Here is a 23982-nt window from a genome sequence, read left to right as displayed (position 1 = left end):
TAACATGCGCCACTTTACCCGGCAGGAGGAGTGCTGATGCCTCTGCTTGATATCCGAAACCTCACCATCGAATTTATGACGCCGGACGGCCCGGTCAAGGCGGTTGACCGCGTCAGTATGGCGCTGATGGAAGGGGAAGTCCGTGGGCTGGTCGGTGAATCCGGCTCCGGCAAGAGCCTGATCGCCAAGGCGATCTGCGGCGTGACCAAAGATAACTGGCGTGTTACCGCCGACCGGTTCCGTTTTAATGACATCGACCTGCTGCAACTGACCCCGCGCGAGCGGCGCAAGGTGGTCGGCCATAACGTCTCCATGATTTTTCAGGAGCCGCAATCCTGTCTGGATCCGTCAGAGAGCATCGGCCGCCAGTTGATGCAGGCGATCCCGGGCTGGACTTATAAAGGAAAGTGGTGGCAGCGGCTGCACTGGCGCAAGCGCCGGGCGATTGAGCTGCTGCACCGGGTCGGTATTAAAGATCACAAAGATATTATGGGCAGTTTCCCCTATGAGCTTACCGAAGGGGAGTGCCAGAAGGTGATGATCGCCATCGCCCTGGCTAACCAGCCGCGCCTGCTGATCGCCGATGAGCCGACCAATGCCATGGAACCCACCACCCAGGCGCAGATTTTCCGCCTGCTGGCGCGGCTTAACCAGAATAACAATACCACCATCCTACTGATCAGCCATGATTTGCAGACCATGAGCAAATGGGCCAACCGCATTAACGTGCTTTACTGCGGCCAGACGGTGGAGAGCGCAACCTGTGAGGATCTGCTGGCCGCGCCGCACCACCCTTACACGCAGGCGCTGATCCGCGCAATGCCGGACTTCGGCCGCTCCCTGCCGCACAAAAGCCGGCTGAATACCCTGCCGGGGGCGATCCCTTCGCTGGAGCACCTGCCGATCGGCTGCCGGCTGGGGCCGCGCTGCCCCTACGCCCAGAAAAAATGCATTGAGACCCCGCCGCTGAAACCGGTGAAAACCCATGCGTTTGCCTGCCACTTCCCGCTGAACATGGAGAAATCCTGATGGCCGACACCCTGTTTGAGGTGCGCAATCTCAGCAAGACATTCCGCTACCGCACCGGGTTGTTCCGGCGTATGAATGTCGAGGCGGTCAAGCCGGTGAGTTTTACCCTGCGTGAACGCCAGACCCTGGCGATCATCGGGGAAAACGGCTCCGGCAAATCGACACTGGCAAAAATGCTCTCCGGCATGATTGAGCCGAGCGGCGGCGAAATGCTGATCGACGACCATCCGCTGGCGTTTGGTGATTACGGCTACCGCAGCCAGCGCATCCGCATGATCCTCCAGGACCCGAGCACCTCACTGAACCCGCGCCAGCGCATCGGCCAGCTGCTGGATGCGCCGCTGCGCCTGAATACCGACCTGGACGCCCCGGCGCGCATACAGCGCATTAACCAGACGTTGCGCCAGGTGGGGCTGCTGCCCGACCACGCCGCTTACTACCCGCATATGCTGGCCTCCGGCCAGAAACAGCGTGTGGCGCTGGCGCGGGCGTTGATCCTGCAACCGCAGGTGATCATCGCCGATGAGGCGCTGGCCTCACTGGATATGTCCATGCGCTCACAAATTATTAACCTGATGCTGGAATTGCAGGAAAAACACGGCATATCGTATATCTACGTCACCCAGCACCTCGGCATGATGAAACACATCAGCGATCAGGTGCTGGTGATGCACCAGGGCGAGGTGGTGGAGCGCGGTAATACAGCGGAGGTGCTGGCCGCCCCGCTGCATGACCTCACCCGGCGGCTGATTACCAGCCACTTTGGTGAAGCCCTGACCGCCGATGCCTGGCGGCGTGATACCCGCTATTAAGCACTGATCGGAGCAGATGGCGAATCATCTCCTAATTTCGTCCGGGCGTGCTAGAATCGCCCGGTTTATTAACGCGGAAGCGCGGCCCGGCGCTGCTGTCGGGCAGTCAGGCTTCCGCACGCACAATGACCACAAGGATTATTGCTATGGGTTTTCTTACCGGCAAACGCATTTTGATTACTGGCGTTGCCAGCAAACTTTCCATCGCTTACGGTATTGCTCAGGCTATGCACCGCGAAGGCGCGGAACTGGCGTTCACTTACCAGAATGACAAGCTGAAGTCCCGCGTTGAAGAGTTCGCCACCGAACTGGGTTCCAACCTGGTGCTGCCGTGCGACGTGGCAGAAGATGCCAGCATCGATGCAATGTTTGCTGAACTGGCTAAATCCTGGCCGAAATTTGACGGCTTCGTTCACTCCATTGGTTTCGCCCCGGCTGACCAGCTGGACGGCGACTACGTAAATGCCGTGACCCGTCAGGGCTTCGGTGTGGCCCACGACATCAGCTCCTACAGCTTTGTGGCAATGGCAAAAGCCTGCCGCTCCATGCTGAATCCGGACTCTGCCCTGCTGACCCTCTCTTACCTGGGTGCTGAGCGCGCAATTCCGAACTACAACGTGATGGGCCTGGCGAAAGCCTCCCTGGAAGCCAACGTGCGCTACATGGCCAATGCCATGGGCCCGGAAGGCGTGCGCGTCAACGGCATCTCTGCCGGCCCGATCCGCACCCTGGCTGCCTCCGGCATCAAAAACTTCCGTAAGATGCTGGCACACTGCGAAGCCGTGACCCCGATCCGCCGTACCGTGACCACCGAGGACGTGGGTAACTCCGCGGCGTTCCTGTGCTCCAACCTGGCGGCCGGCATCTCCGGTGAAATCCTGCACGTTGACGGCGGCTTCAACATCGCGGCCATGAACGAACTGGAAATTAACTAAGCCTGCCCCGGCCGCCTCTTTGCGGCGGCATGTTTAAACCGGCCTTACAGGCCGGTTTTTTTATGCGTGTTACCCCGCCTTACGGCAAAATCCCCCCGCTTTTACCCCGGCTTCGCCGTGTGGCCTCATTTTCTGTCGGAAATGTGATTTAAAACGGATAAATCCCTTCTGTGGCCCCGGTTAATCGCCAGATGTGGTAAAAACATTTTTTTCAACCTGAAATTTAAGCAGGAATTGGGATCTGACTCACATTTCTATCGGGCATTAAAAAAACCGGCAATCTTCCTGCTTCATTAAAAAGGGGAATATAGGGAAAAACGGAGAGGGAGCCTTATCATCATCAATCAGACTATTCAGATATAAACGGATGAACTGCAACACTGCAAAAAAGCAGAATATATCACTAATAAAAAATTGGATGGCAAGTAATCAATATAATAGTTTGGAAAACCTAACGAACATAAACGTTAATCCTGCATAACATTTGCAACACCTTCTCATTATGCCGTCTGCAATATATGTAACAGTTTATGTCAAACAGCTTGCCTCATTGACAAAGATAGGGAACATTACCCTCCGCTATTCATCTTATAACAATGCGAAGGATACTTTCGGTATCACTTCCGCGCCTTCCCTGTGCAACTTAAAACAGGCTGTGAATAAAGAGGTTTCAGTGTCAACATCAAACAAACAGACATCACACAACGACGTCAGCTTAAACGCCTTTAAACAACCGAAAGCGTTCTACCTGATCTTCTCAATCGAACTCTGGGAACGCTTCGGTTATTACGGCTTGCAGGGCATCATGGCGGTGTACCTGGTCAAGCAACTTGGCCTGAGTGAAGCCGACTCTATCACCCTGTTCTCCTCGTTCAGTGCCCTGGTCTATGGCTTTGTGGCTATCGGCGGCTGGCTGGGTGACAAAGTGCTCGGCTCCAAACGCGTGATCATCCTCGGCGCGCTGGTGCTGGCGATAGGGTATGCCTGCATCGCCTACTCCAACCACGACGTCTTCTGGGTCTACGTCGGTATGGCGACCGTGGCTGTGGGCAGCGGCCTGTTCAAGGCTAACCCCTCCTCCCTGCTCTCCACCTGCTATGAGAAAGATGACCCGCGCCTCGATGGGGCATTCACCATGTACTACATGTCAGTGAATATCGGTTCCTTCTTCTCTATGCTGGCGACGCCGTGGCTGGCCGCCAAATATGGCTGGAGCGTGGCCTTCTCCCTGAGCGTGGTCGGGATGCTGATCACCCTGGTGAACTTCCTGTTCTGTGCCAAATGGGTCAAAAACCACGGATCCAAACCCGATTTCGAGCCGCTGCAGATGAACAAACTGCTGATGACGCTTGTAGGTATTGTTGCACTGGCAGCCGCCTCCACCTGGCTGCTGCACCACCAGGATATCGCCCGCATGGCGCTGGGCGTGGTGTCACTGGGCATCATCATCATCTTCGCCAAAGAGACCTTTGCGCTGCACGGCATTGCCCGCCGCAAAATGATCGTGGCGTTCCTGATGATGCTGGAAGCGGTGGTGTTCTTTGTGCTCTACAGCCAGATGCCGACTTCCCTGAACTTCTTCGCTATCCATAACGTTGAGCACAGCCTGTTCGGCATCAGTATGGAGCCGGAGCAGTATCAGGCGCTGAACCCGTTCTGGATCATGCTGGCCAGCCCGCTGCTGGCGGCTTTCTACGCCAAAGCCGGTGACCGCCTGCCGATGCCGCACAAATTCGCGGTGGGTATGGTGCTCTGCTCTGCCGCCTTCCTGGTGCTGCCGTGGGGTGCCTCTATGGCAAACGACGCCGGGATTGTCTCAGTGAACTGGCTGGTACTGAGCTATGCCCTGCAAAGTGTTGGTGAGCTGATGATCTCCGGCCTCGGCCTGGCGATGGTGGCGCAACTGGTGCCGCAACGACTGATGGGCTTCATCATGGGCTCCTGGTTCCTGACCACCGCCGCGGCAGCTATCATTGCCGGTAAAGTGGCTAACCTGACCGCCGTGCCGCAGGACATTCCCGATGCCCATGCTTCCCTGGCGATCTACAGCCATGTCTTCCTGCAGATTGGTATCGCCACCGGCGTGATCGCGGTACTGATGATTCTGGCGGCACCGAAACTGCACCGTATGACGCAGGACACCGCCCAGGAACGTAAAGAGACAGAACTGGCCGGGGCGCGTTAATCCTTTGCCTGTTGCCTGAAAAAACGCTCCTCCGGGAGCGTTTTTTTATGGCTGACGTTTATGCAACAGCGCCAGCACCTTAGCCATGCAGGCTTCAACACTTTTCACAAAAGGTGCCGGTGCCACCAGGCCAGTCTGCGCCTGATGGGCTTGCTCCGCCCCCTGCCGGAGCGCCTCGGTTAACGCCGCGTAGAGCGGGGTCTGCTGAGCGATGGACTGCAACAACATCGCTTTTTTCACCGGATAAAGCTGGGACAACAGCTGTTGTGCCTGTTTTCCCGCCTCCCCACCCTGATCACTGACCACTTCCAGTTGGGCCAGGGTCTGGTTCAGTTGCTGTATCAGAGAGTCACTCATGGTTTACCTCGCCTTGCGCCGGCAGTAACAGGAATTGCATCACCCGTCCGGCATGGCTGACGTTGTTGCTGTAGGCATCCAGTGCCGGGTGGGCATCGGCTGGTTGTTCCAGGTTACGCACTGCCTCTTGTTGGGCGGCGTGCAACGCCGTCGCCATCGCCACCATCCGTGCGCCTAATGCCTGGCCCTGTTCCTCTGCCTGTTCCGCATCATTCAGAGCCGCCAGTGCCGCTTGTCGCCGGGCCGGGCCGGGCTGCCCCCCGGTCAGCACCTGTTTCGCCGTGTTGCGCAATTCCGCAGCACTGGTCAGGTAAAGCGCCATATAGCCTGAGCCGTCAGGCTCGAAATCCTCCGCCAATAACCCGGCCAACTGGGTCACGGCCGGCTGGTACGCGTTCATCAACAGCCTGGCCTGCGTGATTTTCTGCCCGAAATAGTGGCGTTGCCCGAGGGTGTCACCCATCGCGCGGATCTGCTTCGTGACAATGGCGGGCAGGAACATCCCCAATGCCGTCTGGGTGCTGTCGAGCAGGCCATTAAAGGTCGCCGCCGCCTCCGGGGTACGCTCCTGCCGCAGCAGCGCCCGCAAGGCTTTGCCATACTGTTGCAGCGCCCGTGCGGCGGCCACCCGCTGCACGGTATGCTCCAGCGGCAGATCCTGCCGCGGCGGGATGCCGCTGTCGCGGGTCAGCAGCAGGCGCTGTTGCCGGTGCGCCATGCCGTTGATGCCCCGGTGCATCAATACCAACGCCTGTTCGCTGAGTTTGCCCGCCTCCACACTCTGTTGTGCAAAGTTTTCCGCATCCCGTTGCTGTTGGGTATCCACCGCGCAACCGGTCAGCAGGCACACCAAAAGTAACCCTGTTTTCATCCACATATTGTTCCGGCCCCCCGCCTGACACACAGGGGTAACCTTAGCCTGCCGGGATCGCCCCGGCAGGGGCGGCCGGGTTAAATGAGGAAAAATGACAACAATGAGCCGTTGGCCGCCGCAGTTTACAGGTGGCTGACCCAGTTGAGGTGGGTCGGGGTGCCGGCGGCCATCGTCGGCGCATTCTGCAATGCCGTGCGGACATCCCGCGATGACATGCCATACTCCTGCACCAGCAGGCGGCGTAAGGCTGCGGGCGACAGGCCACAACGGCGGGCGATGGCCGTCAGGCTCAGGTCAGAGAGTGAGGTGGTGCGCATCAGCCGGCGCGCCAGCGTGGCACGCCGGTTACGGATAAACAGCGCGATGCCGCCCAGCGGTTCAAACAGCCGGTAGAGTGCCGCGCGGGAGAGGCCAAACTGCCGGCACAGCCCGTCGGCCGTCAGCGGCTGTGCCAGATGCTGCTCGATATAGAGGCAGATCTGCTCCAGGCGGGAACTGTGGGCAAAGGGGGCTTCAACGGGGGTACCGGCCACCAGCGCCAGGGTATGCAGGATCAGCGCGGCGGCCCCCTCGCCGGTCGCCAGCACCTCCGGTTCGCTCAGGGTATCGAATACCTGCAACATGGCATTGAAATGCTGGCGCAGCAAAAAGCTCATCGGCGAGGCGGCGGGCAGTACCCGGCCGTGCAGCGCCGCAATATCCAGGCTCAGGGCGACCGTGTGTTTCGGCAGGATGATGTATTGATAGGTGCAGAGATGGGGCGGCGATTTATCCGGGTGCACGTGGATAGCGATCGGTTGTGAGGAGTCCTGAATCAGGATATCCCCCTGCAACAGGGAAAAACGGCGGCCAAAGCTGCGGCACTCCATCCCGCCCAGCACCATAATAAAGATCAGCACATGATCGGGCATGGAGAAGACATTGCCGCGCTGGCGGTGGATATCGTGTTCACTGACATTCAGCACTCCGCCCACCAGGCGGCCGAAGTTATAGCCGGTGACCCCCCAGTCAAACCCGGTGAACGCCTGGCGGGAGAGCTCCAGCTTCAGGCCGGCGGAGGACATGCCGTCCTCCCACTCATAAAAACGCGTATCGAAATCCTCATAGATATGGGCTGAATCGGTAATTTTTCGCGTAACAAGGTGGCTCATCGTCCTCTCCGGGTGCGGACATAACAGGTTGACGGTCAAAGGGCTTTCATCCGGAAGCCGTGTCTTTCATTATCGGCATCCGCCTGCTGATATTTACGTTACCGGTGGCTTTTTAAGCAGGGATTTTGCGTATGCCGGCAGCTACAACGTATAGTTATCTCACTGTGGCCTGCCGGCCATCCGCTTCAGGGAGCCTTGTTATGCTGACCATTCTGGGAAGGACGTCCTCTATCAACGTCCGGAAAGTGCTGTGGACCTGTGACGAACTGGCGCTGGACTACCAGCAGGAGATGTGGGGGAACGGTTTCCGGGAGACGCACCAGCCTGACTTCCTGGCGCTGAACCCCAACGCGCAGGTGCCGGTATTGCGGGAGGGGGAGTTTGTGCTCTGGGAATCCAATACCATCTGCCGTTATCTGGCTGCCAGCCAGCCGGAGACAGCGCTTTACCCGCACGCAGTACGTGCCCGTGCGGAGGTAGAGCGCTGGATGGACTGGCAACTGGGCGATTTAAACAACGCCTGGCGTTATCTGTTTAACGCGAGGATGCGCAACACCCCCGCCATGCCGGACCCGGCCCAACTGGCGGAGGGCGAGGCCAGCTGGAACCGGCATCTCACCCTGCTGGCCAATCAGCTGGAACACACCGGTGCCTATGTAACCGGGGAGACCTTCACCCTGGCCGATATTGTGCTGGGCCTGTCGGTGCATCGCTGGCTGATGACGCCGATGTCGCGCCCAGCGCTGCCGGCTATCGACCGCTATTATGATTTGCTGCGTGAGCGGCCGGCCTTTGCCCGGTATGCTACCCAGCAATGGCCCTGAGGGCCGGGCGCGGCCAGGAAGCGGAGGGAAAAGCCGCAAACGCGTTATCGCGATTATTCCCTCGCGTAAACCAATCACTCTTTGGTAACCTTATCTTGCTGAACATTCAGCAAAATGAACCCTTTTACGTGACCTTTCCGCTACCTGAGATGCCGATGGAAAAAAGAAAATTCCTGGACGAATCGCGCCAGCTCAAGCGGCTGAATGCCCTGACCCGCCGGCAATCCCATCTGTATAAATGGTTTGCCATTATTGCCGCGCTGGATTGCCTGCTGGTGTCGCTCTACGATCAGGATATGCGCAATATTATTTTCTCCGGCGCGGTGTGCGTGGTCAGTACCTATCTTTATTTACGTGACCGGGCCAGGGCGCGCCGTTATCGCCGGGAATGGGATGAGAAATTTGGCCCGAAGCCTTGAGCGATCCCCCTCTCATCCGCTGTGCCTGCCACATTGTTCCCTCTGTCTTGTGATGAACCCTGCCCTGAGCGAGTTCTGCCTTGCCGCGCTGAGGATGAAGGAACGGCGCGCTTCTCTTTTCCCGGTTCGCTCTCTTTCACCGGTGATACTCCCCTTGCTCCGGTTTGCCCACTTTTCACCTGCCGGATAAAATAAGGCTGCCGGTACTTAAAACGTGATAAACAGTTGATGACACTTAAATAATCAGAATCGCGTTATGATTCGCTGGCAGAGTTAAAAAATGCAGCAAAATAATTCACTTATTGCCTGCCCGGCGCGAGACGCGGTCATATTTCAGTGCTAATCTTGCCTCTTCCCCCTGCTCAGGACGTTTGAAAATGCTCAATGACATTGCCATATGTCAGGCTGTGCTGAATGCACTTCCGGAAGCTACCCTTATAAAAGATGACTCACTGACGCTGGTTTTTGTGAACCAGAAGGCGTGCGAATTTTTTGGTTATTCCCGTGAAGAGATGGTCGGGCAGGATTTCACTTTTTTTATGACGGCTGAACAATCAGCACGGCACACCAGCCGCGTCCTGAAAGTATTAAAGAGCGGTGAACAGCTCGAAAGTGAAGAGGTTATTACCGATGGGGCCAATAAAAGCCGGACGGTATTGATCCGTAAATCGCGCATTACTCTGAATAACCGCTTCTATGTGCTTTCTATTCTCAGTGATATTTCGTTGTTACGCAGTTCAGAGGCGCAGATCCGCTATCTTGCCTACCATGACACCCTGACCGGCCTGCCAAACCGCACCTCACTGAATGAGGAGCTGAACCAGCTGGCAGCCCGCAGCCTTTACCATCCGCAACACTGCGCGCTGCTGGTGTTTAACCTGAACTTTTTCACCGTGCTGAATGACACCTACGGTTACCAGTCCGGCGACACTATTTTGTGTGAATTCGGCCAGCGCCTGCGTTCGCTCATCGGCCAGCAGGGGATGCCCGCCCGCCTGGGTGCGGATGAGTTTGCCCTGCTGCTGCGGGGGAAATCGGCCATCGAAGAGGTTGAGCCGGTGGCCAGCGCCATTATCGCCATGATGCATGAGCCGTTTACCCTGACACAGGCCAAACCGGTGGTGACCCTCTCCTGCGGGATTGTCAGCCTTAACAGCGAGAACCTCACCGCCGGGGAGATCCTGCGGCGCGGCAATGCCGCTCTGCGGGAGGCCCAGCGCCAGGGGCAGAATACCTTCTGCTTCTACTCCGAGGCGCTGGATGCGGGGTCAGAGAATAAACGGGTAATGGTGAAGGCGCTGGCGGAATCGCTGACCAAAGAGGGCGAGCTGACCTGCGTCTACCAGCCGATTCTGCGCAGCAGCGATGAAAAAATCATCGGGGTCGAGGCACTGGCACGCTGGACGCACCCGGAACTGGGGCCGGTGCCGCCAGTTCAATTCATCTCACTGGCAGAAGAGACCGGGCTGGTAAGCCAGCTGGGTGAATCGGTATTGCGCCAGGCGTGCCGCCACATCCGGCCGCTGGGCGATCTGCGGCTGGCGATTAACGTGTCGGCCGTGCAACTGCGTGAAAGGCAGTTTGCTGAAAAAACGCTGGCCCTGCTGCATGAAGAGGGCTTCCCCTGCCACCGGCTGGAGCTGGAACTCACCGAAACCGCCGTGATGAACGCGGATGCCGACAGCCTGCAGCAGCTGATGCAATTGCGCACCGCCGGCATCAAAATCTCGCTGGATGATTTCGGCACCGGCTACTCCAGCCTGAGCCTGCTGAAAGACATTGCGGTGGACAGTGTCAAAATCGATCGCTCTTTTGTGCAGTACGTGAATGACGTGACCGACACCGCGGCGATTGTCACCGCCGTGTCGCAGCTCGGCCATAAAATGAAGCTGAACGTGATCGCCGAGGGCGTGGAGAATGATTTGCAAAAAAATTTCCTGCTGAGCGCCGGTTGCTCCCATATGCAGGGCTTCCTGTTTTCACGCCCGGTGCCGGTAGATGTGCTGACTGCCCTGTTGCCCGCCGCCTGACGCCCTGCCGGCCTCTGCCCGGTTCGCGGCAGGGGCCGGCACCTTCCATAAGTAAAAACAATAATATCGTTTTTGGTATTAATTCATTCAATTGGTACTCGGCCACAGGCTACGTCATAGTCTTCACAGGCGATGACCCCCGCTTAAAAAGACACAAAATCAACCGACTATGGAACAGCCCATGATGCTATCTGCCACCCTGACCGGCCTTTCCGGCACCCCCGCGGTGACCCAGGCCCGTGGCGCGCGTGCTGCTGATAAATCAAAGAAACAGTCGCTCATTTGACCGGGCGCTGTCCCGTCAGGTGAGATGACAGGACAGCGGCACCACGGCAACGTGACCCTCCCCTGACTTCTTCTCCCTGGCGGCACTTACTTTTCAAGGAGAAGAACATGTCACACTTTTCAGGTATCTGGGTTCCGCTGGTCACCCCTTTCCGCCAGGGCGCACTGGATCTGCCCGCACTGAAGCAGCTGGCCGCGTCACTGATTGCCGCCGGCGTCTCCGGAGTGGTGGTCTGCGGCACCACTGGTGAAGCCGCCGCCCTGAGCCACGACGAGCAATTGCAGGCGCTGGACGCCGTGCTGGACGTGGTGCCGGCCTCTCAGGTGGTGATGGGGCTGGCCGGCAACCATCTGCCGTCCATCCTGGCCATGCAGGATGCCATCCAGCTGCGGCCGGTGGCCGGGCTGCTGGTGGCCGCCCCTTACTACATCCGCCCGACCCAGGCCGCGCTGGCCCACTACTTCACCACCCTGGCCGATCGCACCCACTTGCCGATTATTCTGTATAACGTCCCTTACCGCACCGGCATTGCGCTGGAGTGGGAGACGCTGCGCACCCTGAGCGATCATCCCCGGATTGTGGCGATCAAAGATTGCGGCGGCAACGCCGAGCTGACGCTGGATCTCATCAATGACGGCAAGCTGGATGTGCTGACCGGCGAGGATACCCAGATGCTCACCGTGCTGGCACTGGGCGGTACCGGGGCGATTACCGCGTCAGCCCATCTCTGCCCGGAACGGTTTGTCGCACTGGTGCAGCAGGTGGAGGCCGGTAACCTCCGGGCTGCCCGCGCAACCTTCTTCGGCCTGTTGCCGATGATCCGCCTGTTGTTCTCTATTGCTAACCCGGTGGCCATTAAATGCGCCCTGGCGTTACAGGGGCAGATGGAAAACGAGTTGCGCGAGCCGATGCTGGCGGCCCCCGCCGGGGTTGAGCAGGCGCTGCGCGACTATTTTATTCTGCACACCCGTTAGGTAAATCCTGCACACCTGCCAGGCAGAGAGCGGCGAACCGGGTCACCCACGACGCCGCTTTTTATTCAGTATTTCGCACACTTACACCCTGACTTTTCCCCCACCGGCTTCTAGGATAAAGGTTTATCCCCTCTGATGGAGCCTTACCATGAAACTCTACTACAAGCCGGGCGCCTGCTCGCTCTCTCCCCACATTGTCCTGCGTGAGGCCGGGCTTGATTTCAGCATTGAGAAGGTCGATCTGGCCGCGAAAAAGACCGAGCATGGCGCGGATTTCCTCGCGGTCAACCCGAAAGGCCAGGTGCCGGTGCTGCAACTGGACGACGGCAGCATCCTGACGGAAGGCGCAGTGATTGTGCAGTACCTGGCCGATCAGAAGCCCGACCGCCAGCTGTTGCCGGAAGCCGGTACCCCGGCGCGTTACCATGCGCTGGAGTGGCTTAACTACGTCGCGACGGAGCTGCACAAAGGGTTCAGCCCGCTGTTCAACCCGCGTTTCCCGGACGAGGCCAAAGCGGTAGCACGTGAGATGCTGGAGAAGAAATTTGCCTTTCTGAACGATCAACTGGCGGGTAAAGAGTATCTGTTGGGGAACCGCTTCAGCGTAGTGGATGCTTACCTGTTTACGGTGATGGGCTGGGCGAAAGCGCTGAAATTTGATCTCTCCGCGCTGCCGCACCTGAGTGCGTTTGTGGAGCGCATGGCGGCCCGCCCGGCGGTTGATGCCGCCCTGGCGGCGGAAGGAATGAAATAACGCCTTCCAGACAGCAGGGGCAGCAATGGCCCCTGCAGAGCCTCAGAGTTTTTCTGCGGTGAAGTGGTGTGTCGGGCGGGCAATCGCGTCCTGGGCCGCAACCACCTGCAACTCATATTCGCCCATCTGCCGCGTCGTCAGCATCACCTCGTACACTGCCGCCGTCACATGTTCCAGCGCTTTGTCCAGCGGTTCGCCCTTCAGCAGATTCACCAACAGCAAACCACTGGTGAGATCGCCGACGCCAACCGGCTGGCGATCGGGGAAGGTCACCAGCGGGCGGCTGATATGCCACGCCTCGTCGGCGGTCACCAGCAGCATCTCAAACGCATCCGCCCGGCGGGCAGCACGCGCCAGGTGTTTCACCAGCACAATCTTTGGCCCCTGGGCGCAGAGCGCACGGGCGGTGGCGACGGCTTCATCCACACTGTTGACGGCCCGGCCGCTCAACTGCTCCAGCTCAATCAGGTTGGGCGCAATCACATCACTGCTGGGCAGCGACTGTTTGCAGTGGAACTCCGCCACGCCCGGTGCCACGATGCAGCCTTTTTCCGGGTGGCCCATCACCGGGTCACAGAAATAGAGCGCCTGCGGGTTGGCCTGCTTCACCCGGCGGACAATCTCCTGGATATGCTCGCCCTGCTCAGAGGAGCCGATATAGCCGCTCAGCACCGCATCGCAATGTTTCAGCTGATCGATTTCCGCGATGCCCTGCACAATCTCGGTCAGGTGGCTGGCGGGCATCACGCAGCCGGTCCAGTGACCATACTGGGTATGGTTGGAAAACTGCACCGTATTGAGCGGCCAGACGTTAACGCCCATGCGGCGCATCGGGAATTCGGCAGCACTGTTACCGGCGTGGCCGAATACCACATGCGATTGAATGGAAAGTATATTTTTCATTGCAACAACCTACTCTCTTACCCTTGCCAAAAGCGCCGGTTATGCCGGCAGCCGGATGCCGCCGACATAACCGGCAGCACGCTGTTTTCAACCGGTGTGGCCGGTTATGGTTATCGCCCTGCATAGTGCGGGCAACATTATTATCGCCCCGCGTTGCGGGCAAAAATAAAGGGGGCATTACGCCCCCTTCTGCATCATGCGCCGGTTATTTCCAGCACACCAGGCAGTAATGTTTCTTGCCGCGGCGCAGCAGGGTGTATTTGCCGAACAGGCGGTCATCCGCCGTGAAGTGGTATTCCGCGTCCGATTGTTTCTCACCGTTCACCTGTACCGCATTGGAGGTGATCATGGTGCGCGCCTGCCCACGGGACGGTACCAGCTCAGCATTCACCAGCGCCTGTTGCAGGTCAGCATCCTGTTCCAGTTCAATGGCCGGCATTCCGTCCTGCGCCAGCTGCGCGAAATCTGCTTCGGTCATCTCACCCAGCGCGCCGGAGAAGAGGCTGGCCGTGATACGGCGGGCCGCCGCCAGCCCTTCCTCGCCATGCACCATACCGGTGACCTCTTCCGCCAGCACATACTGCGCACGCGGTGCCTTGCCGCTGTTTTTGTCTTCTTCTTCCAGCGCGTTGATCTCGTCCAGGCTCAGGAAGGTGAAGAACTTCAGGAAACGGTAAACATCGGCATCCGCGGTGTTGATCCAGAACTGATAGAATTTGTACGGGCTGGTTTTTTTCGGGTCCAGCCACACGGCGCCGCCTTCGGTTTTGCCGAATTTGGTGCCGTCTGATTTGGTGATAAGCGGCACAGTCAGGCCGAATACCTGTTTCTGGTGCATACGGCGCGTCAGATCGATACCGGAGGTGATGTTGCCCCACTGGTCAGAACCGCCGATCTGCAACTCCACGCTGTGCAGGCCATACAGCGAGGCGAAATCGTACCCCTGCAGCAGGTTGTAGGAGAACTCGGTGAACGAAATGCCGCTGTCTTCGCGGTTCAGGCGCTGTTTCACCGCTTCTTTGTTAATCATCTGGTTAACAGAGAAGTGCTTGCCGATGTCGCGCAGGAAGGTCAGCACGTTCATGTTGCCGAACCAGTCGTAGTTGTTGGCGGCGATGGCGCTGTTGTCACCGCAGTCAAAGTCCAGGAACGGGGAGACCTGGCGGCGGATCTTCTCTACCCACTCTGCCACAGTGTCGCTGGTATTGAGCTTGCGCTCTGCGGCCTTGAAGCTTGGATCACCGATAAGCCCGGTTGCCCCGCCCACCAGCGCCACCGGTTTGTGCCCGGCCAACTGGAAACGTTTGAGGCAGAGTAACGGAACCAGATGGCCCAAGTGCAAGCTGTCTGCGGTGGGATCGAAACCGCAATAGAGTGCAATTGGCCCTTGCGCCAGTCGCTCTGCTAACGCTTTTTCATCCGTTACCTGGGCGATGAGGCCCCGCTCTTGCAATTGTGCAATCAAATTACTGCTGGTCATCAATGACTCCGTTGAGGGTGAATAATGAGTACTGCCGCGCCGCTGACCGGCTAAAAGCCTGCGCGGTCACGGCGAAATATGGCAAAGCACATAGAATAAAGCGCCCGTAGCCCGAGCGCCAGAAGTAAGCACGGTTTTTACGGCTCAGGGGGCCAGGCGGTCGATTTTCCAGCCATCCGCCTGACGCTGGTAGATAAACCGGTCATGCAGGCGGTGCTCACCCCCCTGCCAGAACTCCACCGAGTCAAACACCACGCGGAATCCGCCCCAGAAACTGGGCAGCGGCACCTCACCCTGCTGGAACTTCTGCTTCAGCTCCAGGAATTTGCTTTCCAGCACGCCGCGTGCCGAGATACGCGAAGATTGCTGCGAGACCCAGGCGCCGATCTGGCTCTCTTTCGGCCGGCTGCTGAAATACTTCACCACCTCCAGCGTGGAGAGCCGCTCCGCCCGCCCCAGGAAACTCACCTGCCGCTCCAGCGTATGCCAGGGAAAATGCAGGCTGATTTTGGGGTTGTGGCTGAGATGCTGTGCCTTGCGGCTGCCGAGGTTGGTGTAGAACACCAGCCCTTTTTCATCATAGTGCTTGAGCAGCACAATCCGCTGGAACGGCTGGCCGTCCTCGGCAACGGTCGCCACACACATCGCCGTCGGGTCGGCCAGTTGCGCCTCGCACGCCTGTTGCAGCCACAGGGTGAAGAGATCCAGCGGGTCATCCGTCAGGTCATGGCGGCGCAGGCCGCCTTTGGTGTATTCACGCCGTAAATCAGCGATAGAGAGTTTTTCAGTCATAGCCACGTGATCCTGTCAACATGTACAACACGGCCAGCCCGGCCCGCCGGTGTCACGGCACCCGGTCAACGGCTGACCACACAATCAGAGATAATTACTTCATCGTCCCGCTGGATCAACGCTTTCTCGCCCTGGGTCCAGTAGGTATAGCGGCCATCACTGTATTTGGCACCGGATGCAGCCTCCACATGCGGCAGGTGCAGTTGCTCTCCGTCCAGCAGCAGGCTCACGCTCTGGCGATCCGCAGCCAGGGTCACGGTAAGCGGCAGGGTACCGCATTGATAGTGGGTAGACTGCGCCTCCGGCTTATTGACGTGGCTGCATCCGGCCAGCGCCAGCAACGCGGCGGCGGTGAGGATGTGTTTACGCATAGGGTATCTCCTTGTTGTACGGGTGCCTCAGCACAGCAACCCGCTTGCACCCGGGTATACCGCGCCCAGCACGGCGGCGGCCGAGGCCCCGGTCACGGACGGCAGGTTGCCCGGCAGCCCGGAGAGCGTCCGGGACGCCAGCCAGGCAAAAGCCAGCGCTTCCATATCATCGCCGCTGATGCCGAACGGATCGGTAGGGCTGACCTCCGTGCCCGGCAGCAGTGCGGCCAGGCGGGTCATCACCAGCGGGTTACGGGCACCGCCGCCACAGACCAGCAGCCGCTCACAGCCGCCGCTGAGCAGCACCTGCTCCGCAATCGTGACGGCCGTCAGCTCGGCCAGCGTGGCCTGAACGTCTTCTGCGGCCAGCCCAGGGTAGGCCGCCAGATGGCGTTCCAGCCAGGCAAGGTTGAAATACTCCCGCCCGGTGCTTTTCGGGGCCGGGGCGGCAAAATAGGGGTCTGCCAGCATCTGCTGCAACAGCGCAATAGCCGGCCGCCCGGCCAGCCCCAGCGCGGCATCTTCATCATACGGCAACGCGCGCTGACGCCAGATCCAGGCGTCCATCAGCATATTGCCGGGGCCGGTATCAAACCCGCGCACCGGCTGGCCCGGTAACAGCAGGGAGAGGTTGGCAATGCCGCCGATATTGAGCACCATCCGCCGCTCGCCGGGGTGGGAGAGCAGCGCATCATGGAACGCCGGCACCAGGGGCGCGCCCTGGCCGCCCAGCGCAATATCACGCCGGCGGAAATCACCCACCGTCGTGATGCCGGTCAGGGCAGCGATGCGGTGATTGTCACCCAACTGCATCGAAAAGGGGGCCGGGCCGTTGGGTTCGTGCCAGACGGTCTGGCCATGGCACCCGATGGCGGTAATCTCGCCCGCCTGTACCTGATAATGGGCCAGCAAGCCCTGAATCGCCTCGGCAAACAATTGACCCAGTTGAGCATCAAGCTGCCCCACGTGTGACAATGTCACTTCCTGCCCCTGGCACATTCCCAGGATCGCCTGCTTGATCGCCAGCGGCATCGGGTGGGTATAGCTGCCCTGCTGCGCCACCATGCGTTCATCAATGGCGGCCAGCACGACGTCGATCCCATCCAGGCTGGTACCCGACATAACACCGATATAACGGCCTGACTTCATAACCTGTCCTCTTATTGCACCGCCTTTCACTACACCAGATTTATACGCTTAACGCCATGAAAGCGGCTGATTTTTTAACATCTCTGCGATCGTACCCCGTAATGTCTGCTACGGCCCGCCGGCCGCGGCAGAAACCTAAACATCCGTTTATTATCAGTTGACGTGCATACAGGTATGCTGGTTTGCCGTAAACCGGCAGAATAGCCATTGGCCCGGTTATCAGCCATACTTTCACTGGTCGTTATCATCATTACGTCGTCAGGCAGGAAGTGCTGGGGACGGAGCGTAAAAAAATAGGAGTTTTTATGATTAAGCGTCTTCTCGTGGTGGCATTAACGGGCGTAACGCTGACAGGTTGTGTAAACGACAGCGCCCTTTCGGGTGATGTCTATACCGCTGATCAGGCCAAACAGGTGCAGAATGTAACCTACGGCACCATTGTTTCTACGCGTGCTGTGCAGATTCAGGGCGGTGAAGAGAGCAACGTTATCGGGGCTATTGGCGGCGCGGTGCTGGGTGGGTTCCTGGGTAACACGATTGGCGGGGGCTCCGGTCGTGGTCTGGCGACTGCGGCGGGTGCCGTGGCCGGTGGGGTAGCGGGCCAGGGTGTCCAGGGCGCGCTGAACCGCAGCAATGGCGTCGAGCTGGAGATCCGTAAGGATGACGGCAACACTATCATGGTGGTACAGAAAGCGGATGCCAGCAAATTCAGCGTTGGCCAGCGTGTGAGCCTGGCCAGCAGCGGCAGCACGGTGACGGTCTCCCCGCGCTGATCTTTGCATAATGAGAAACCGGCGGCCAATGGCCGCCGGTTCTGTTTGTGTGCTGTGAGGTCATCAAATTTTGTTATTTATTATGTAATTCAATAATATTTTCTTCCAATTTTTCAATCAGTTTTGTCAGTAATTCCACCTCTTCTGGTGAGATGCCGGCCAGAATTTCCCGGCGTGTAGAATCAATCACATTTTCTACCTCGCCAATCACCGGCGCAGCCGCCTCAGTGAGCTTGATGCGTTTGGCCCGACGGTCACTGGCACAAGTATGGCGCGTTATCAGCCCCTTCTCTTCCAGTTGGTCAAGCGTACGTACCAGCGACGGCTGCTCAATGCCGATGGCTTTCGCCAGCTGGATTTGTGACTGCTCAGGCGGTAGCCTGTTGATATTGTGCAACGTTACCCAGTGGGTCTGGGTCATTTCCAGTGGTTTAAGCCGATGGTCTATCAGGGCACGCCATACGCGTACCAATCGTGCTAAATCTGAACCTAAGTTGGACTCCAATTGCCCCTCCTTATAATTAGCATGCTAACATTGTTTCCCAGAGTGTAGCCTATTTTGGAGAGATAAGAACCCAAATTCAATTATATATATCATTATAATGATATTTGACTTAATAATTTATGACATGAATCATTGATGGGCTTTTAAAACAAATATGTATTCATCAAAAGGATAATACCATTGTGAATATTCCCCATTTTTTGGCTGCCAGCCCCCTCCAGGATGTGATATTTGGGGCTTCTCTCTATTTCCCGCCTATATTTAAAGCATTTGCACTGGGTTTTGTATTATGGCTGCTGATACATCACGCCTTGCGTGAAAAGATCTATGCCGGTGACATCTGGCACCCTTTGTTGATGGATTTGGCACTGTTTGTAATCATGGTGAGTGTTTCCCAGTGGTTTTTGGTGAAGTGGTAAATAAATAATGACATTTAAAACATTAAAATATTTCTCAACACTTTTGATCTGTATCGTGGCAATTTTTTCAGGAGGTTGGTTATGGAATTATTACATGCAATCTCCCTGGACCCGCGACGGAAAAGTCAGGGCTGAACTGGTCATGGTGACCCCGGAAGTGTCCGGCCGCCTGACCACGATTCCGGTGCATGATAACGAATTCGTCAAAGCCGGTACCCTGCTGTTCTCCCTTGATCCTGAACCTTTTGAGATTGCGCTGGCCAATGCACGCGCCGCCCTGGCGAAAGCGGAAGCCGATCTGGCCAAAGCCACGCACGAGGCCGCACGTCGCCAGGGGCTGAAAGGCGTGATCTCGGCCGAAACGCTGGATGAATCCAGGCTGGCGGTGAAGTCGATGCAGGCGCAGTACCAGCAAGCGGAGGCGGCAGTGGCCCAGGCGCAGTGGAATCTCAGTAAAACCCGCATCGTTGCGCCTACCGACGGTTACCTTACCAATTTACAGGTCCGGCAAGGGAATTACGCCACGGCCGGCACCCCACTGGTGGCGCTGGTGGATGTGCACTCCTTTTATGTCATGGGCTATTTTGAGGAGACCAAACTGCGCCATATCCGGGAGGGCGACCGCGCCCGGATGGTGCTTTATAACGGCAATGTGCCGCTGGAAGGCCAGGTCGAAGGCATCGGGCGGGCTATTTATGATCAAAGCGTCGACAGCAGCGGTGCCTTATTAATGGATGTGAAACCCAATGTCCCCTGGGTGCGGCTGGCGCAACGCGTGCCGGTACGGATTAAACTGCTGAAGGTTCCGGCGGGCGTAATGCTGGTGGCCGGTACCACCTGTACCATTTCAATTGGGGAGTAGACGGGTGAAACTTTCCTGGCCGGCGTGGCCGCGCACGCCCTGGGGCAAGGCGACATCAGGCCAGTGGCGCTATGCATTGCGTAATAGTCTGGCGATGGCACTGGCGCTGTGGGTGGCATTTTATCTGCAACTGGATCAGCCCACCTGGGCACTGACTTCGGCAGCGGTCGTGAGCTTCCCTACTGTAGGCGGTGTGATCAGCAAAAGCCTGGGGCGGATCGCCGGCAGCCTGCTGGGGGCCGCCGCATCTATCCTGATTGCCGGCCACTGCCTTAATGACCCATGGCTCTTTACCCTGGTAATCGCTGCCTGGATTGGCGGCTGTACTTTTGTGTCGAACCATTACCAGAATAACGTCTCCTATGCTTTTGCGCTGGCCGGGTATACCGCCGCCATCATTGCCTTTTCCACGGTGAATATCACTGATACCCAGGACATCTGGAATCTGGCCCAGGCGCGGGTCTGTGAGGTGATCACCGGCATTCTGTGCGGCGGGCTGATGATGATGATCCTGCCCAGTACCTCGGACGGCAGCACACTGCTGACCTCCTTGCGCACGCTGCATACCCGGCTACTGGAACATGCCGCCATGCTCTGGCAGCCGGAGGTCAGCCCACGGATCCGCACCTCCCATGAAGGGGTCATCAGCCAGATTCTGACGCTGAACCTGCTGCGTATTCAGGCCTTCTGGAGCCATTACCGCTTCCGGCGGCAAAACCGCACCATTAATTTTCTGCTGCATCAACAACTGACCCTGACCAGCGTGATCTCCAGCGTCCGCCGGATGCTGCTGAACTGGCCATCGCCGCCGGAAAACCTGCCGGCCATTCTGGAACGGTTACTGACCCAGCTGGCGCAGCCACACAGCACCCCCTATGAGCTGGCAAAGACGTTGCACGCGCTGGCCCCGGCCGGCGACGCGGATTTCCGGCATCGTGCCCTCTGGCTGCGCCTGCACCACTTTTGCCGGCTCTACCTGCAAAGCGAGCGTTGGTTACGGCGCGTTGAAACGGCCGGCCCGGTCACCACGCTCTCCCCGCCGGCGACCCGCCGCCTGGCGCGCCACACGGACAGCTACGAGGCAGCGTATAACGGCCTGCGCACCTTCCTGTGCATTGTCATCGGCTGTGCATACTGGATTACCACCCAATGGGATGCCGGCAGCGCCGGGTTGACGCTGGTGGCGATCAGCTGCGTGCTCTACTCTTCCACGCCGTCGCCTATTAACAGTATTACGACCTTGCTGAAAGCGATGGTGCTGCTGTCGGTCTCCACCTACCTGATTAAGTTCGGCCTGATGGTGCAGATCGGCGATCTCTGGGTATTCAGCTGTTTTCTGCTGCCGGTGCTGATCACGATGCAGTTGGTCAAGTTGCAGAATGCCCGCTACGCCGCCCTCTGGGGGCAATTGATTGTGTTCAGCGGCTCCTTTTTATCCATCGCTAACCCGCCGGAATATGATTACCAGGCCTTTATCAATGACAGCCTGGCGAAACTGGCCGGGGTCATGCTGGCCGGGCTGGCGTTCCAGGTGCTTAAGCCAAGCTCGGACAAGCGAAAAAGCCGCCGGTTAATCCGCGCCTTGCGGCGTGACTTTATTGACCAGCTCAACGCCCGGCCGCAGCGCAGCCAGAGCGATTTTGAGTCATTGATTTATCACCGTATCAGTCAGCTCAATCAGGGCAAGGATGAGGTCTCGCGGATTTGGTTACTGCGCTGGGGCGTGGTGTTGCTGAACTGTGCGCAAGTGGTATGGCAACTGCGTGACTGGCAGACGCGCTCTGATCCGCTCGCGGCGGTACGGGATCGCTCCCTGTATCACCTGAAAGGCATTATGACTGAGCGCGGGGTCAACCATGCCGCCCTGACAGAGAGCCTGAATGAACTGCAGAGAATGTGTGATGCCCTGGCCCGCCACCCTGATCCGGCGGCGCGCGATCTGGCGGGGGTCATCTGGCGGCTGGCCAGCTCGCTGTCTCAGTTGCAACAGGCGGTACCCGCACCGGATTCCGCCATGTTGAAACCGGCCTGACAGGCAGCCCGGTCGCCGGGGTCAGATCACGCCGCAGGCGAGGCGGCTCCCCCCGCCGCCCAACGGCATCGGCATATCCGCGTGGTTATCGCCACCCGCGTGGATCATCAGCGCTTTGTTGTCGATCTCTGACAACGTTTTCAGGCGCGGGGCCAGTACCTGATCGCTGGCCGAGCCGTCCTCATGCACATACAGCACCGGCAGGTCGCCCAGGTGGCCATCCTGATAGGGCCCCAGATGTTTGCCGGTCTTCCCTGGATCAAAATGGTCACCGGCTGCCTGCGCCGCCACCTTTTTGCCGTCCTTCATGGCCGCGTCACAACTGCCGTTCTGATGCACATGAAAACCGTGCACGCCCGGTGGCAGGGAGGCCAGTTTTGGCGTAAACAGCAGGCCATACTGCGTCTCGCTGATGGTTATGGTACCGATCGGTTTTGGCGCACCGTCTGCCGAGACCAGGTTCATCGTCACATCTTTACTGGCGGCCTGTGCGGCGCCACATACCATCATGGCGGCCAGTGCCACGCCGGAAAGAGAATTCATGCTGCCTCCAATGCCTGTCGATTCAGAACCCTGAGTATAGGCAACCCCGCTGCTTTCCGTGCTGCCGCCCCGCTTACAACCGGGGCAGCCCGCCTTATTGTGACACTGGTCACTTTTGCATCAGGGTACGTCGTACCCCAGCGCAGCCTTACGGATGCGGAACCACTGCTGGCGGCTGAGCGGCAGGGAAAGCGCTGCCCACGCATCCCGCATCCGCTCAATTTTCCCGGTACCGAGAATCGGCAAGGGCCGGCTGGGCAGCCGCAGGATCCAGGCATACACCACCTGCTCCGGTGACTGCGCGCCGATTTCTCCGGCGATCGCCTCCAGTTCATCCCGCAGTGCCTGGTAACGCGGCTCGGTGAACAGCCGCCCACCGCCCAGACACGACCAGGCCATCGGCCGGATGCGCAACTGCTGGCACTGGTCCAGGGTGCCGTCAAGCGTCACCGTCTGGTTCAGCGGTGAGATCTCCACCTGGTTGGTGGCCAGCGTAAACGGCAGGCGTGACTGCAACAGGCTGAACTGGGCCGGGGTGAAATTGGACACACCAAAATGGCGCACCTTGCCGCTGCTGTGCAGCGCGGTAAATGCCTCGGCCACCTCGTCGGCGTCCATTAACGGGTCTGGGCGGTGGATCAGCAGCAGATCGAGGTAGTCGGTATGCAGGTTTTTCAGCGACTGTTCCGCGCTGGCCAGGATGTGTGCCCGGTCAGTGAGGTAGTGGCCGAGGACATGTTCCGGTTTGGCCGTGGTGGCAATGCCGCACTTGCTCACCAGCTCCAGTTTTTCACGCAGTGAGGGCTTCAGGCGCAGCGCCTCACCAAAGGCCGCCTCGCACTGGTAGTCGCCATAAATATCCGCATGGTCAACAGTGGTGATGCCCAGTTCACTGTGCTGTTCGATAAACGCCAGCACATCCTGCGGGCGCATCCCCCACTCCATTAAACGCCAGTACCCCGCAATGAGCGGAGAAAATTCAGGGCCTTGCGGGGAGATCTGACAACGTGAGTCCATAACCAACTCCTCAAAATAGGTAAGGTGCCAAGCATACACAATTGCCCGGCCAGACTCGATGACAGTGCGCTGCTTTGCGTACTGCCTCGCAAGAAAAGAGGAGGTCAGAACAGAGAGGGTTGTTCCGGCGGGGGATCGTCGGTTTTGCGGGCCAGCCGCTGTTGCCGCAGGAAACGCTGGCGGCACAGGTAAAGGACATGCCGCTTCTGGGCGTCGCTCATGGTTATCCAGCCAAAACGTTCTTCCCGGCTGCGCAGACACCCCCGGCAGAAGCCGCGCGCATCCATCTGGCAGATGCCGCGACAGGGACTGGGTATGTCAAAAAATTCCAGCTGCTCGGCCATAAAACCTCCCCGTACCGCTCCTCGCCCGGCGGCATGGCTGGCGAATAAAAAGATGATGACTTTAATTGAAGCTGCTATCTCCCCGGCTGGCAAGGCATAAACGCCCTGCCGCGGTGAGTTTCGCGACGATAATTCATGAAAGCTTATGATTTATGCCTATGC

General features: G+C 58.5%; 25 protein-coding genes. 13 read left to right on the top strand and 12 right to left on the bottom strand.

The annotated features are described in order from the left end of the window. Positions 1 to 36 precede the first annotated feature (36 nt). The 4 genes from sapD (at position 37) to dtpA (ending at position 4961) form a co-directional block, all read left to right on the top strand. Positions 37 to 1029 (top strand): putrescine export ABC transporter ATP-binding protein SapD, encoded by a 993-nt coding sequence (gene sapD, locus CYR55_RS01970; RefSeq protein ID WP_101814473.1) that lies wholly within the window; start codon positions 37 to 39, stop codon positions 1027 to 1029. After that, positions 1029 to 1841, top strand: a complete 813-nt coding sequence (sapF, locus tag CYR55_RS01965; RefSeq protein ID WP_101814472.1) for a putrescine export ABC transporter ATP-binding protein SapF — start codon at positions 1029 to 1031, stop codon at positions 1839 to 1841. Before sapD ends, sapF begins: the two co-directional genes overlap by 1 nt. A 146-nt stretch (positions 1842 to 1987) precedes the next feature. Beyond that, positions 1988 to 2776, top strand: a complete 789-nt coding sequence (fabI, locus tag CYR55_RS01960; RefSeq protein ID WP_101814471.1) for an enoyl-ACP reductase FabI — start codon at positions 1988 to 1990, stop codon at positions 2774 to 2776. 673 nt (positions 2777 to 3449) lie between these two features. Continuing rightward, entirely contained in the window at positions 3450 to 4961 is a 1512-nt protein-coding gene (dtpA, locus tag CYR55_RS01955) for a dipeptide/tripeptide permease DtpA (protein ID WP_101814470.1), read from the top strand. A gap of 45 nt (positions 4962 to 5006) precedes the next feature. Here dtpA and CYR55_RS01950 read toward each other — a convergent pair whose 3' ends face one another. The 3 genes from CYR55_RS01950 to CYR55_RS01940 all read right to left on the bottom strand — a co-directional run bounded on the left by CYR55_RS01950 (position 5007) and on the right by CYR55_RS01940 (position 7343). Further along, the gene (locus CYR55_RS01950) at positions 5007 to 5318 is read right to left on the bottom strand and encodes a hypothetical protein (RefSeq protein WP_101814469.1); all 312 of its coding nucleotides are present in this window, start codon (positions 5316 to 5318) and stop codon (positions 5007 to 5009) included. Then, entirely contained in the window at positions 5311 to 6195 is an 885-nt protein-coding gene (locus tag CYR55_RS01945; protein WP_101814468.1) for a hypothetical protein, read from the bottom strand. Before CYR55_RS01945 ends, CYR55_RS01950 begins: the two co-directional genes overlap by 8 nt. Before the next feature lie 119 nt (positions 6196 to 6314). After that, a complete protein-coding gene (locus tag CYR55_RS01940) occupies positions 6315 to 7343 on the bottom strand; it encodes an AraC family transcriptional regulator (RefSeq protein WP_101814467.1) in 1029 nt (342 codons plus the stop codon). Between the two features lie 200 nt (positions 7344 to 7543). Between CYR55_RS01940 and CYR55_RS01935 the strand changes: the two genes are divergently transcribed. The 5 genes from CYR55_RS01935 to gstA all read left to right on the top strand — a co-directional run bounded on the left by CYR55_RS01935 (position 7544) and on the right by gstA (position 12630). Then, the gene (locus tag CYR55_RS01935) at positions 7544 to 8167 is read left to right on the top strand and encodes a glutathione S-transferase family protein (protein ID WP_101814466.1); all 624 of its coding nucleotides are present in this window, start codon (positions 7544 to 7546) and stop codon (positions 8165 to 8167) included. 155 nt (positions 8168 to 8322) lie between these two features. Further along, on the top strand, positions 8323 to 8586 hold the full coding sequence (locus tag CYR55_RS01930) for a hypothetical protein (protein WP_101814675.1): 264 nt from the start codon (positions 8323 to 8325) through the stop codon (positions 8584 to 8586). A 377-nt stretch (positions 8587 to 8963) separates the two neighbouring features. Beyond that, a complete protein-coding gene (locus tag CYR55_RS01925) occupies positions 8964 to 10616 on the top strand; it encodes a sensor domain-containing protein (protein WP_101814465.1) in 1653 nt (550 codons plus the stop codon). Positions 10617 to 11009: 393 nt separating this feature from the next. Then, positions 11010 to 11876 (top strand): 4-hydroxy-tetrahydrodipicolinate synthase, encoded by an 867-nt coding sequence (dapA, locus tag CYR55_RS01920; RefSeq protein ID WP_101814464.1) that lies wholly within the window; start codon positions 11010 to 11012, stop codon positions 11874 to 11876. A 148-nt stretch (positions 11877 to 12024) separates the two neighbouring features. Next, positions 12025 to 12630 (top strand): glutathione transferase GstA, encoded by a 606-nt coding sequence (gene gstA / locus CYR55_RS01915; protein ID WP_101814463.1) that lies wholly within the window; start codon positions 12025 to 12027, stop codon positions 12628 to 12630. 42 nt (positions 12631 to 12672) lie between these two features. Here gstA and pdxY read toward each other — a convergent pair whose 3' ends face one another. From pdxY to anmK, 5 genes are all read right to left on the bottom strand, one after another. Beyond that, on the bottom strand, positions 12673 to 13533 hold the full coding sequence (gene pdxY / locus CYR55_RS01910) for a pyridoxal kinase PdxY (RefSeq protein WP_101814462.1): 861 nt from the start codon (positions 13531 to 13533) through the stop codon (positions 12673 to 12675). A gap of 205 nt (positions 13534 to 13738) precedes the next feature. After that, the gene (gene tyrS / locus CYR55_RS01905) at positions 13739 to 15013 is read right to left on the bottom strand and encodes a tyrosine--tRNA ligase (protein ID WP_101814461.1); all 1275 of its coding nucleotides are present in this window, start codon (positions 15011 to 15013) and stop codon (positions 13739 to 13741) included. 144 nt (positions 15014 to 15157) lie between these two features. After that, entirely contained in the window at positions 15158 to 15805 is a 648-nt protein-coding gene (gene pdxH, locus CYR55_RS01900; RefSeq protein WP_101814460.1) for a pyridoxamine 5'-phosphate oxidase, read from the bottom strand. A gap of 65 nt (positions 15806 to 15870) precedes the next feature. Then, complete coding sequence (locus tag CYR55_RS01895; protein WP_101814459.1) at positions 15871 to 16176, bottom strand: MliC family protein; 306 nt, start codon at positions 16174 to 16176, stop codon at positions 15871 to 15873. A 27-nt stretch (positions 16177 to 16203) separates the two neighbouring features. Then, a complete protein-coding gene (gene anmK, locus CYR55_RS01890) occupies positions 16204 to 17325 on the bottom strand; it encodes an anhydro-N-acetylmuramic acid kinase (protein ID WP_101814458.1) in 1122 nt (373 codons plus the stop codon). A gap of 305 nt (positions 17326 to 17630) precedes the next feature. On the opposite strand from anmK, the gene CYR55_RS01885 reads away from it, so the two are divergent. Further along, a complete protein-coding gene (locus tag CYR55_RS01885; RefSeq protein ID WP_101814457.1) occupies positions 17631 to 18098 on the top strand; it encodes an outer membrane lipoprotein in 468 nt (155 codons plus the stop codon). 73 nt (positions 18099 to 18171) lie between these two features. Here the strand turns inward: CYR55_RS01885 and slyA are convergent, their stop codons facing one another. Next, positions 18172 to 18603, bottom strand: coding sequence for a transcriptional regulator SlyA (gene slyA, locus CYR55_RS01880; protein WP_101814456.1), 432 nt, complete (start codon positions 18601 to 18603; stop codon positions 18172 to 18174). Between the two features lie 182 nt (positions 18604 to 18785). Here slyA and CYR55_RS01875 point away from each other — a divergent pair, with 182 nt between their 5' ends. Genes CYR55_RS01875 through CYR55_RS01865 form a run of 3 tightly spaced genes read left to right on the top strand, consistent with a single transcriptional unit; the run spans position 18786 to position 21916 of the window. Continuing rightward, positions 18786 to 19022: a DUF1656 domain-containing protein gene (locus tag CYR55_RS01875; protein ID WP_420912711.1), complete on the top strand. Its 237-nt coding sequence runs from the start codon at positions 18786 to 18788 to the stop codon at positions 19020 to 19022. A gap of 7 nt (positions 19023 to 19029) precedes the next feature. After that, the gene (locus CYR55_RS01870; protein WP_101814455.1) at positions 19030 to 19884 is read left to right on the top strand and encodes an efflux RND transporter periplasmic adaptor subunit; all 855 of its coding nucleotides are present in this window, start codon (positions 19030 to 19032) and stop codon (positions 19882 to 19884) included. Positions 19885 to 19888: 4 nt separating this feature from the next. Then, positions 19889 to 21916, top strand: a complete 2028-nt coding sequence (locus tag CYR55_RS01865; protein WP_101814454.1) for an FUSC family protein — start codon at positions 19889 to 19891, stop codon at positions 21914 to 21916. A 21-nt stretch (positions 21917 to 21937) separates the two neighbouring features. Here the strand turns inward: CYR55_RS01865 and sodC are convergent, their stop codons facing one another. The 3 genes from sodC to CYR55_RS01850 form a co-directional block, all read right to left on the bottom strand. Then, entirely contained in the window at positions 21938 to 22459 is a 522-nt protein-coding gene (gene sodC / locus CYR55_RS01860; protein ID WP_101814453.1) for a superoxide dismutase family protein, read from the bottom strand. 120 nt (positions 22460 to 22579) lie between these two features. Further along, positions 22580 to 23476: an aldo/keto reductase gene (locus CYR55_RS01855; RefSeq protein ID WP_101814452.1), complete on the bottom strand. Its 897-nt coding sequence runs from the start codon at positions 23474 to 23476 to the stop codon at positions 22580 to 22582. A gap of 104 nt (positions 23477 to 23580) precedes the next feature. Then, positions 23581 to 23820: a DUF1289 domain-containing protein gene (locus tag CYR55_RS01850; RefSeq protein ID WP_101814451.1), complete on the bottom strand. Its 240-nt coding sequence runs from the start codon at positions 23818 to 23820 to the stop codon at positions 23581 to 23583. Positions 23821 to 23982: the final 162 nt, after the last annotated feature.

The organism is Chimaeribacter californicus, assembly GCF_002858675.1.
Lineage (GTDB): Bacteria > Pseudomonadota > Gammaproteobacteria > Enterobacterales > Enterobacteriaceae > Chimaeribacter > Chimaeribacter californicus.
Note: the sequence above shows the minus strand (reverse complement) of the source record. Positions and strands in the feature narration are given on the sequence as shown.